At 60.8% G+C, this 11,221-nt stretch carries 8 protein-coding genes; 3 read left to right on the plus strand and 5 right to left on the minus strand.

The features are described from left to right. Positions 1-2: 2 nt before the first annotated feature. The gene (locus tag MMS95_RS09880; RefSeq protein WP_033633649.1) at positions 3-227 is read right to left on the minus strand and encodes an MbtH family protein; all 225 of its coding nucleotides are present in this window, start codon (positions 225-227) and stop codon (positions 3-5) included. 29 nt (positions 228-256) lie between these two features. Then, positions 257-1,564 carry an enterochelin esterase gene (gene fes / locus MMS95_RS09885; RefSeq protein WP_242141614.1) on the minus strand — a complete coding sequence of 436 codons (1,308 nt, stop codon included), beginning with the start codon at positions 1,562-1,564 and terminating at the stop codon, positions 257-259. Positions 1,565-1,788: 224 nt separating this feature from the next. Between fes and MMS95_RS09890 the strand changes: the two genes are divergently transcribed. Next, positions 1,789-3,978, plus strand: coding sequence for a TonB-dependent siderophore receptor (locus MMS95_RS09890; protein WP_044031220.1), 2,190 nt, complete (start codon positions 1,789-1,791; stop codon positions 3,976-3,978). Between the two features lie 740 nt (positions 3,979-4,718). Here MMS95_RS09890 and MMS95_RS09895 read toward each other — a convergent pair. Together MMS95_RS09895 and MMS95_RS09900 are read right to left on the minus strand one after the other, a co-directional pair. Next, entirely contained in the window at positions 4,719-5,339 is a 621-nt protein-coding gene (locus tag MMS95_RS09895) for a PAS domain-containing protein (RefSeq protein ID WP_082996789.1), read from the minus strand. Positions 5,340-5,449: 110 nt separating this feature from the next. Next, positions 5,450-6,907 (minus strand): amino acid permease, encoded by a 1,458-nt coding sequence (locus tag MMS95_RS09900; protein WP_004937969.1) that lies wholly within the window; start codon positions 6,905-6,907, stop codon positions 5,450-5,452. A 619-nt stretch (positions 6,908-7,526) separates the two neighbouring features. Between MMS95_RS09900 and MMS95_RS09905 the strand changes: the two genes are divergently transcribed. Beyond that, complete coding sequence (locus tag MMS95_RS09905) at positions 7,527-8,801, plus strand: Glu/Leu/Phe/Val dehydrogenase (RefSeq protein ID WP_004937972.1); 1,275 nt, start codon at positions 7,527-7,529, stop codon at positions 8,799-8,801. 39 nt (positions 8,802-8,840) lie between these two features. On the opposite strand, the gene MMS95_RS09910 is transcribed toward MMS95_RS09905, so the two are convergent. Beyond that, positions 8,841-10,379, minus strand: a complete 1,539-nt coding sequence (locus MMS95_RS09910; RefSeq protein ID WP_004937975.1) for a long-chain fatty acid--CoA ligase — start codon at positions 10,377-10,379, stop codon at positions 8,841-8,843. Between the two features lie 134 nt (positions 10,380-10,513). Between MMS95_RS09910 and MMS95_RS09915 the strand changes: the two genes are divergently transcribed. Continuing rightward, on the plus strand, positions 10,514-11,083 hold the full coding sequence (locus MMS95_RS09915) for a DJ-1/PfpI family protein (protein ID WP_033633016.1): 570 nt from the start codon (positions 10,514-10,516) through the stop codon (positions 11,081-11,083). Positions 11,084-11,221 lie beyond the last annotated feature (138 nt).

Consider the following 11,221-nt stretch of genomic DNA (forward strand, 5'->3'; position numbering starts at 1 on the left):
GCTTAACGCGCCGCATCCGTCGCTTTCAGCGCCGCCGGCCGCATGTCCTGCCAGTGCGTTTCGATGTAGTCGATGCACTCGCCGCGCGACGCCGGCCCCATCAACACGCGCCACCCCTGCGGCGTATCGGCAAACTGCGGCCACAGCGAATACTGCTGCTGCGCGTTGACCAGCACGGAGAAACGGAGGCTTTCGTCATCGAACGGGTTTTGTTGTTCCTGAGTCATTTTCATTACCTGTCTGTCAAAATGTGGGATTACTTCATTGCGGAAAGCAGCCGGCGCACGCCGTCCACCAGGCCGCCGCGCCAGCAGAGCGCGTCATGTCCGCCGGAATACACGCGGTAGTCGGCGCGGTGCCCGGCCGCCGTCAGCGCCTGGTGCATCTGGCGATTGACGAATTCGATGTCCGCCTCCCGATCGCCGGCCTGTTGGATCACGGTGAGCTTGGGTGCCGCCGCGTTGCGCTGCCGAACCTGGCGTATCAGCCAGCCTTCCTCCAGTTCGTGGCGTTTTTCGAACTGGGTCACAAATTGCACCGTAGGCCACCAGAAGGAGCCGGACTGGCTCAGCACGTGGCCAAAGCGCTCGGGCCAGTGCAAACCGGCGTATAACGCCGCCAGCCCGCCGTAGCTCTGGCCGGCGACCACGGTGCGCGCCCCAGTCTCGCTGAACGCTTCGCGGCGCTGCGCCTGCGGCAGCAGTTCGTCGATCACCGCTTGCCAGAAGGCGGCGTTGCAAGGCAGCTCGTTTTCTCGGTGTTCGCCATCGATCGCATCGATCAGCAACCAGCACGCGGGCGGCAACTGCCCTTTTGCGGTCTCGTTCTCAATCACCGGCAGCAGCGCATGCCTTTCGATCCAGTTTTGGCCGTCGAGCAGCAGCACCAGCGGGCGGTTCGCTTTCACCGCCGCGTCGCCGCTGGCATACAGCCAAACGCGCCGCTGGTTACCCAGCCGTTCGCTGCGCCACTGAAATAGCTGTAGCCGCGCCTCATCCAGCGGCCGATCGGCGGCCTGCCAGGCGCTTTGATCGTCGGCATCCGGCCCTTGCGCCAGGGATACGGGCCGCGGGCGATGAGACGGCCCCAGCGAGAGCCGATTCAGCGGATCGGCGATCGCCAACGGGAACAGCGATACCCACCAGGCACGCTGCTGGCGGGCGCGTAACGTTTCGTCGTCGCTGAAGACGGGGGGCAGGTCTCGCTCGGTAATGGGGATCAGGCTGTAGCTGCCGCGCCAGCGGCGATCGATAACGGCCGAGCCGTACCAAACGTCGGTGCCGGGGAGCCTGGTCAGGCTGCTGGGGGACGTGCTGTGGTGATCGGTAATGCCGTTGATATCGGCGTAAACGCGGCATATCGGCGAGTGCCGTTCATCGCCGGCGGGGTCGCGCCATAGCCAGGTCATTTTGACGTGGCGTTCGTCGAGCGCGTCGACGATGGGCGTGCCCTGCGCGGCAACCTTCTGCCACCACGCGGATTGCCCTACCGCCTCTTCACGCAGCCATTGCGCCGCCAATCCCTCAAGGTCGTTTCCTGGCCTCTTTTCCGGCAAAAACTCCATAGCGCCCCTTACATAACATGAGTGATTTTTACAAAATCTGACAATCGTATTGATACTCATTATCATTTTCAATACTATTTGTCGGATTTTTACCGTCGTGCACATACGGCGTCTCCGCGTCGACGGGTGAATACCGCTCGCCGATATTTCGGGGTTTATCAGGGTGGCATAACACACAACGCAGGTATGCAGGTATGCAGGTATGCAGGTATGCAGGAGAGATAATGAAGATTAAAAACAAAGGGATAGCTAACGGGAATGCGGAGGCGATGTCCGCCAGGCATCTGTTGCTGGGATCGGCGCTGGCGTTATTGCCCTTGGCGCAACACGCGTCTGCGGCAGCGGACGAAACGATTTTGGTGACCGCCGACGCGCAAAACAGCGTGACCGCGCCGGTCAAAGGGATCGTCGCCAAAGAGAGCGCCGCCGGCACCAAGACCGCCGCCTCTCTGCGCAAGACGCCGCAGTCCATCTCGGTGGTCACGCGCGAGCAAATGAACGACCAGGAGCCGGCGTCGGTCGCCGACGCGCTGAACTACACCAGCGGAGTGATCACCACCTACCGCGGCAACTCCAACCGCAATGACGAAGTGATCAGCCGCGGCTTCCGCTATGCGCCCAAACTGCTCGACGGCCTGCACTTTGGCCTCTCGAGCCAAAATGGCGGCGCCGGACAGATCGATCCCTGGCTGCTGGAGCGCGTGGAGATGGTGCACGGCCCGGCCGGCGTGCTGTACGGCCAGGTCAGCCCCGGCGGCGTGGTGGTGATGACCAGTAAACGCCCTACCGCCCAGAGCATTCACGAAGTCAAATTCAGCACCGGCAACCGCCATCTGGCGGAAACGGCGTTCGATTTCGGCGGCAAACTCAACGACGACAACACCCTGTTCTATCGCCTGAACGGTATCGCCAGAACCGAGCACGAGTTCGTCAAAGACAGCAAGCAGCAACGGGTGGCCATCGCGCCGGCCTTCACCTGGCTGCCGAACGAAGACACCAGCTTTACGCTGCTGACCAGCTACCAGAACGATCCGAAAGCCGGGTCGCGCAACTTCCTGCCGCGCGCCGGCACGCTGTTCCCGACCAGCGCGGGCTACGTGCCCTATGACTTCAACGTCAGCGAGCCCAGCTTCAACAAATCGCGGCGCGAGCAGGCGTCGATCGGTTACAGCCTCGAGCACAACTTCAGCGATGCGCTGTCGTTTACCCAGAACCTGCGCTTCACTCACCGCGATGAAGACTATAAATATCTGGTCTATAACGTAAATTCTGACGTTAACGACCACACCGTGACGCGCAGGGCGCAGCATGAAACGCAGATGACCAACGAGTTTGGCGTGGATAACCAGCTGAAGGGCCTGTTCGATACCGGCGAGGTGAAGCACACCGTGCTGGGCGGGCTGGATTACCGCTACAGCCATAGCGATTCGAAGATGTATCGCGATCGCGGCAACGATTACCCGATCGACTGGGCCAATCCGGTTCGCCCCAGCATTGATGGCAGCGCGCTGACGCTGGTTTCCAGCGAATTGAAGACACTGAATCAGGTCGGGGTGTATCTGCAGGATCAGCTGGAGTGGAATAACTGGAACCTGCTGCTGTCCGGCCGCCAGGACTGGTCGCAGGTCAACACCCGCGATCGCACCGCCGGCGGCAAAGAACAGACCTACAACGATGCGCAATTTACCGGCCGTGCGGGGCTGCTTTACGCCTTCGACAACGGCATTTCGCCGTACGTCAGCTACAGCACCTCGTTCGATCCTAACCTGTATCCGAGCGCGCCGGGCGCCGATCCGCTCAAGCCGACCACCGGCAAACAGACCGAGGTGGGCGTGAAGTACCAGATCCCGGGCGGCAATACCCTGCTGACCCTCTCCTGGTTCGACATTACCCAGCGCAATGTGGCGTCCTATAACCGTCTCACCTCCGCCTACGAGCAGATTGGCGAGGTGAAATCCAAGGGGATTGAGGCGGAAGTGCACGCTCAGCCGACGCCGGCGATCAAGCTGACCGCCGCCTATACCTACACCGACGTAGTGACCAAAGACTCCAACTCGGCGGACGAAATCGGCCACAGCCCGGCGGGCATTCCGCGCCACGCGGCGTCCGCCTGGGGCAGCTACAGCTTCCTGAGCGGCGCGCTCAACGGCCTGACCGTCGGCAGCGGCGTGCGTTACATCGGCGATGCGCCGGCCGACGCCACCGGCCAGTACGACGTGCCGCACTACACGCTGTACGACGCCATGGTGAAGTATGACCTCGGTCAGGCTTCGTCGGCGCTGCGCGGCGCTGCGCTGCAGCTCAACGTGCAGAACCTGACGGACAAGAAATACGTTTCGTCGTGCAGCGGCGAGTACGCCTGCTTCTACGGCAGCGGCCGCAGCATTATCGCTTCGGTCAACTACCGCTGGTAACGAAAATGGGCGGCCAGCGCCGTAATGCGTGTCAGTTAGCGTTTTTCTGAAGGTATTGGTGACGTATTTCGGTCGATAAATGTGAGATGCACCATGAAACTCATGCGCCTCGACCGAGCAAGGGACCGTAGGCGCGGTCCCTTGCAACCCGCGCCTTTGCCCTATCAGACGGTTGGCTTTGCCAACTGCCCTCCCTCCGCCATAGCGCATTGAGGCCGGTTGCGACAGGCGTCCCTGCCTGTCTCACCTGAAACCGCCGTCCATGGCGGTTTCGCCTAATGCGCTATGCCTGCGTTCGGCGTCTTCAAGGGCGCCCAACACCGCGCTCATCTCCAACGTCTCTACCACAACCTCATAAGCGACAGATTTCCCGGTAGCCGCCAGCTCAGGTGTTGACCTTGGGCGCGCATCACCGGCTGCCGAGCAAGACGGCGTTGTCAGGGGCAACCGGCCAGGGAAGGCCGGTTGAGGCGAGACTAACAGGGACGTTTGTCGCAGCCGACCCGCCCGACAATGCAGACGCGGCGAGGGTATCCGCATAGCGGACAGACGGTGTTAAGCGAAGGCGCGGGTGTAGGGGCCGCGCCTTCGGCCCCTACAATTGCCGTTCATTGTGGTAACAGAGAAATTCGGGGTATTTACGGCAATTTTTCCTGCACGGCGCTGACAGATACCGGATAAAAAATGCCAGTCAGGTTTACGGCCAGCGCCGCCCCTTTCTTCCGCCTTTCTCGCCGCCTTTACTCCTGCTTCAATTCCCGCAAGTGTTTGTACACCGTGGCGCGCCCCATCGACAGCACGTTGGCGATGTAATCCGCCGCGCTTTTGGCCTTGAACGCCCCCTGATGATAGAGATCGCTGACCAGCCGCCGTTTCTGCTCGCGGCTCAGCGCGCCGAGCGCAGCGTTCTCGCGCCGCAGCCAGTCATGCAGGAAGGTGTTGATCTTCTCCTGCCAGTCGTCTTTGAACAGCTGTTGCGGCTGCGGCTGCAATCGCGTGACCGATAAAAACATGTCCAGCGCATTGCGGGCGTCCTCGAACATCGCGGTGCTCAGGTTGATGCACAGCAGATACCTGGGCTTGCCCTGCTCGTCGCGCGCGGCGATGCTCACCGAACGCATTTTTTTGCCGTCCCAGTTCAGCTTTTCATAGGGGCCGGTCACGCCGGCGCCGCCATCGAGCTCGAAGTCTTCCAGCCCGGCGTCATCGCCCGGTTTGCGCTTCGACAGGTTGTTCGCCAGATAGGCAATCTTGTTGGTGGCCAGATCGTGGATCACCACTTCCGCATTCGGGAAAAACAGCGCGGCGATGCCGTCGGCGACCGATCGCAAAAGGTCGAGTTGAGAAGAAGAGTTCGGCACGCTGGGGGTCTCCGTATAGCCCGGTTTGGTTTGCGGTTCAGCCGCTTAGCATACCGCAGTTGCCGCCGCTTGCCGAGCGGAGCGGCGGCAAGCGGCGTATCCTTCGCCGGTTATTCCGCCTCGGCGCCGCGCCGATAAAACACGTAGCTCTCGCGCGCCACGCTGTCGCGGACCCGATAGCGCCAGATCAGGCCGAGCGTGGTAAACCACAGCGGCATGCTGCACAACGCGATCAGCGTATCGCGATCGAACACCATCAGCACCAGCGTAAAGGCGAAAAATGCCAGCGTCAGCCAGGCCATCGCTACCCCGCCCGGCATTTTGAAGTGGGAAGCGGCGTGCAGATCCGGCCGCTTCTGGCGATACACCAGGTAGGCGACCAAAATCATGCCCCAGCTGTAAACCACCAGGATCGCCGCCACGGTAGAGACGATGGTGAACAGCGTCATGACGTTCGGCACCAGTACCAGCAGCAAGGTGCCGGCCACCATGCAGAAGCAGGAAAACAGCAGGCTGCGGATCGGAATGGCCGTGGTGCGCGACAGAATGCGGAACTGACCGTGGGCATGCTTTTCCATCGACAGGCTGTACAGCATGCGGGTGCTGGAATACACCCCGCTGTTGGCCGAGGACATCGCCGAAGTCAGCACCACGAAGTTGATCACTGCGGCGGCGGCCGGCAGCCCCGCCCGATCGAACAGCATCACGAACGGGCTGCTGTCCGGCGAGATGTGGCTCCATGAGGTGACGGCGATAATGGTCAGCATCGAGCACACGTAGAAGACGATGATGCGGGCCGGGATCGCGTTGATCGCCTTCGGCAGCACCTTCTCGGGGTTTTTGGTCTCCGCCGACATCGTGCCCAGCAGCTCGATGCCGGTGCAGGAGAAAATGGCGATCTGGAAACCGGCGAAAAAGCCGAAGATGCCGTGCGGCATGAAAATGGCGGGATCGGTGACGTTATGCAGCGAAGCGGTCACGCCGTCCGGCGAGGTCCAGCCGCTGAACACCATCCAGGCGCCGGTAGCGATCAACGCGACGATCGCCACCACCTTGATCATCGCGAACCAGAATTCGGCCTCGCCGAACATCTTGACCGACAGCATGTTGAACAGACACAGAAACCCCAGCGTCAGCAGCGCCGGCAGCCAGGGCGAGACGTCTGGCAGCCAATATTGCACGTAGCCGCCGCACACCACCACGTCGGCAATGCAGGTTACGACCCAGCTCAGCCAGTAGGACCAGCCGAGAAAAAAGCTGGCGCGCGGCCCCAGGTATTCGGAGACAAAATCAGCGAACGAGCGGTAATCGAGTCGCGTGAGCAGCAGCTCCCCCATCGCTCTCATCACCATGAACATGAAAAAACCGACGATGGCGTAAGTCAGTACGATGGAGGTGCCCGATAGCGCGAGGGTTTTCCCGGCGCCCATAAACAGCCCGGTGCCGATGGCGCCGCCGATCGAAATCAGTTGAATGTGGCGCGCACTCAGCCCGCGCTGCAAGGTTTGGGCACAGTGAGGCCCCTCGGCTGAACCTGGGTTCAGCCGATCGCAGTGGTTTTTTGTCATGGTGTTACCTGTCCGTCGTTAAGGCGATTAAGCAACCGATGCGCGGTTGCAGCAGGAATGAAACGCCCGCGGGCGCTCTAACCGGCAAAAAAATTGAGACCAAACGCTGCCCGCCCCGTTGTGACAGGGAGGTAATAATAATGGGTACCAAGAAAATGCTCTCGTGAGCCGTCGTATCGCCCACGTTTGGCGTACAAAGCCTGAGCGTGGTGGGTAAACACTACAATATCAAATGGTTATACTTTCCCTTGTGCAACAAAAAAACGACGCCGGAGCCGTTTTAACATTAATTTAACTCTGGCGAGGGGAAATGCCATTGTCAACATGGCAGTTAAATAAAATGAAACTTTTTGATCACATTCAAGCTTCTGAAAAATAGATAAAAAGGGTTTTTATGCGCTTTATATGCATAAATTATGCATGTGATCGCTCACCACCGACAAAAAGTAATTAACTATTCATTTACCGCTCTGCAGGCGGCGAAAAACCGTCCGCTGGCCCGATGAGAGGGGGGCTAACAACCGGCATAATTAGTGGTAAATTTAGCGTCGCAAAGTGTTATGCGCTTGCTAATCCACGGTTAAACGAAATAAATACCTCTAATATATAAAGGTTGGTTATGGAAAAGCTATCCTACGCTTCAGACAGCAGCACCACCGCTTGGGCTACATATCTGCAACAAATCGATCGCGTCGCCCCTTACCTCGGCGACCTGTCACGCTGGGTTGATACGCTGCGTCACCCTAAGCGCGCTTTGATTGTCGATATCCCGCTGCAGATGGACGATGGCACCATCCGTCACTTCGAAGGTTTCCGCGTACAGCACAACCTGTCGCGCGGGCCGGGCAAAGGCGGCATCCGCTTCCACCCTGACGTCGATCTGAACGAAGTGATGGCCCTGTCCGCCTGGATGACCATCAAGTGTGCCGCGGTCAACCTGCCGTACGGCGGCGCCAAGGGCGGCATCCGCGTCGATCCGTTCAAACTGTCTGAAGGTGAACTGGAGCGACTGACCCGCCGCTACACCAGTGAAATCGGCTTCATCATCGGGCCGCAGAAAGACATTCCTGCGCCGGACGTCGGCACCAACGCCAAAGTGATGGCCTGGATGATGGACACCTACTCCATGAACCACGGCACCACTATCACCGGCGTGGTCACCGGCAAACCCATCCACCTCGGCGGCTCCCTGGGCCGTGAGAAAGCGACCGGCCGCGGCGTGTTCGTCACCGGCAGCGAAGTGGCCAAGCGTCTGGGCGTGCAGATCGAAGGCGCCAAAGTGGCGGTACAAGGCTTCGGTAACGTGGGCAGCGAAGCGGCCCGTCTGTTCGTCGGCGTCGGCGCGCGCGTCGTCACCATCCAGGACCACTCCGCTACCCTGTTCAACGCCGACGGCATCGACCTGGCCGCGCTGACCGAATACCAGGCCAAGCACAAGCAGATCGCCGGCTTCCCTGGCGCCAGCGAGATCGAGAGCGAAGCGTTCTGGTCGGTTGACATGGACATCCTGATCCCTGCGGCGCTGGAAGGCCAGATTACCCGCCAGCGCGCCGAAATCCTCAGCGCCAAACTGGTGCTGGAAGGGGCTAACGGCCCAACCTTCCCAGAAGCGGACGACATTCTGCGTTCCCGCAACATCACCGTGGTTCCGGACGTTATCTGTAACGCCGGCGGCGTAACGGTCAGTTACTTCGAGTGGGTGCAGGACATGGCGAGCTACTTCTGGAGCGAGTCCGAGATCAACGAGCGTATGGACAAGATCATGACCGACGCGATGGTCCACGTCTGGAACAAGGCCGCCGAGAAAGAGTGCAGCCTGCGCACCGCCGCTTACATCGTGGCCTGTGAGCGCATCCTGACCGCACGTAAAGAGCGCGGCATCTACCCAGGTTGATACCCGTATTCCGGCCTGCCCCGGCAGGCCGGATTTTCCTCAGCGCAAACAGCGTTTCAACACCTTACCGGTACTGGTCATCGGCAAGCGTTCGACAAACTCGACGATACGCGGATACTTGAACGCCGCCAGCCGCTCCCGGCTCCAGGCGATCAGCGCTTCTTCCTCGATCGGTTCTTCCGTTTCCTTCAATACCACCACCGCTTTGATCTCTTCGCCCAGCGAAGGATGCTCGACACCGATCACCGCCACCAACGACACCGCCGGATGGCGAATCAGCGCCTCTTCAATCTCGCGCGGATAGACGTTGAACCCGCCGCGAATGATCATGTCCTTGGCACGATCGACGATAAAATAGAAGCCGTCGGCGTCGCGGCGCGCCAGATCGCCGGTGCGAAACCAGCCGTTTTCCAGCACCTCCGCCGTCGCCTCGGGACGGTTCAGATAGCCTTTCATGATGTTGTAACCGCGCACCGCGATCTCCCCCACCTGATCGACACCGTCGATCGGCTGCCCGGTGACGTCGAGCAAGCGAACCTCCACGCCCCAGATCGGTTGGCCGATGGAGCCGGGTTTGGTCACGCGGTGCGGATGGTTAAAGGTGGCGACCGGGCTGGTTTCCGACAGCCCATACCCTTCGAGAATGTTGACGCCGAAGCGGCGCGAGAAATCCTCCAAGATCTGCACCGGCAGGCTGGCGCCGCCGGACACCGCCATACGCAGCGTGCTGCGCAAGCGTTCGATATCCGTGTGCTCATCCAGCGCATTCAACAGCGCCCAATACATGGTCGGCACCCCGGCGAAAAAGGTGATGCCGTGCCGTTGCATCAGCGCGATGGCCTGTGCGGCGTCGAAGCGCTCGACCAGCACCAGGGTGGCGGCGGCGGCAAATCCGGCGTTCATCTGCACCGTCGAACCAAACGTGTGGAACAGCGGCAAGGTTACCAGGTGACGATCGGGATTCGCCTCTGAGCCGTCGAACAGCCGCACCGATCCCAATGCGTTGAGCACCAGATTGGCGTGGGTCAACTCCGCACCCTTGGCCCGGCCGGTGGTGCCGCTGGTATAGAGCACCACCGCCGTGTCGCTTTCGAGCGTCGCGGCAGACGCGAACTCAGTGGACTGTGCGGCTATCGCCTGGCTGAAACGCTCCCCCTCGAGCGGCAGCCGATCGCCGATAATAAACACCTCGCGGCATTGTTCCGCCTTCGCCGCCGCCCGCAGCGCCTCTTCCCCCAACGGCAGAGTGCTGCTGCCTTCGAAACAGAACAGCGCCACCGCCGCCGAATCCGCCAGGTAATAGTCGAATTCGGCGCTTTTAAGCAAAATATTCAGCGGCACCACCACGGCGCCGCTTTTGAGGATGCCGTAGTAGATAGCCGGAAACTCCGGCCGGTTTGTGCAGGCCAGCGCCACCCGTTCACCGGGCTGCACGCCGCGCGCGACCAGCAAATTCGCCACCCGGTTGGCCATTTCATTCAGCGCCCGATAGCTGAGCGGGATATCGTCCTGTATCACCGCCGGCCGCTCCGGCCAGGTACGCGCACTCTCTTCAAGCAAGGTTGCCAGATTCAGCATCGGGGATTCTCCCTGAGGTTGAGCGGCGAGAAAGCGCCGCAGTATCACGAGTATAGATAGGCGCTTTGCGGTTCGCATTCCAAGGGGGGCTGGGCTATACCTTAGGCATTCCCCCTCCTGCAGGAGTTGTGATCATGAGCAAGAAAAAGATCCTGATGCTGGTCGGCGACTACGCCGAAGATTACGAAACCATGGTGCCGTTTCAGGCATTGCAGATGATCGGCCATTGGGTGGACGCCGTGTGCCCCGGCAAAGCCGTCGGCGACTATATCCAGACCGCGATCCACGATTTTGACGGCGCGCAGACCTACAGCGAGAAACCCGGCCACCGTTTCACCCTGAACGCCGACTTCGCCGCCGCCAAAGAAGAGCACTACGATGCGCTCTTGATCCCCGGCGGTCGGGCGCCGGAATACCTGCGTCTGAACCCCGACGTGATCGCGCTGGTACAGGCGTTTGACGCCGCGAAAAAACCGATCGCCGCCGTTTGCCACGGCCCGCAGCTGCTGGCGGCGGCCGGAGTGTTGAAAGGCCGCACCTGCAGCGCCTACCCGGCCTGCGCGCCTGAGGTGCGGCTCGGCGGCGGTCATTATGCGGAGATCGGCATCGATCAGGCGCACGTCGACGGCAATCTGGTCACCGCCCCGGCCTGGCCGGCGCATCCGCAGTGGCTGGCGAAGTTCGCCGAGGTACTGCAGCAATAAACGCGCAACCTCGTACCGCTCTTGCGGCACGAGGTTATTGTCACTCGTCATGCGGGTATCAGCGACCGCACTATCGCCCCGCCCTAAATCGCTTGACCTTGCCAACGTTGGAAGCCGGATAACGCAGGATGAGCTGCT

It is taken from the genome of Serratia sp. PGPR-27 (genome assembly GCF_022678525.1).
GTDB classification, from domain to species: domain Bacteria; phylum Pseudomonadota; class Gammaproteobacteria; order Enterobacterales; family Enterobacteriaceae; genus Serratia; species Serratia nematodiphila.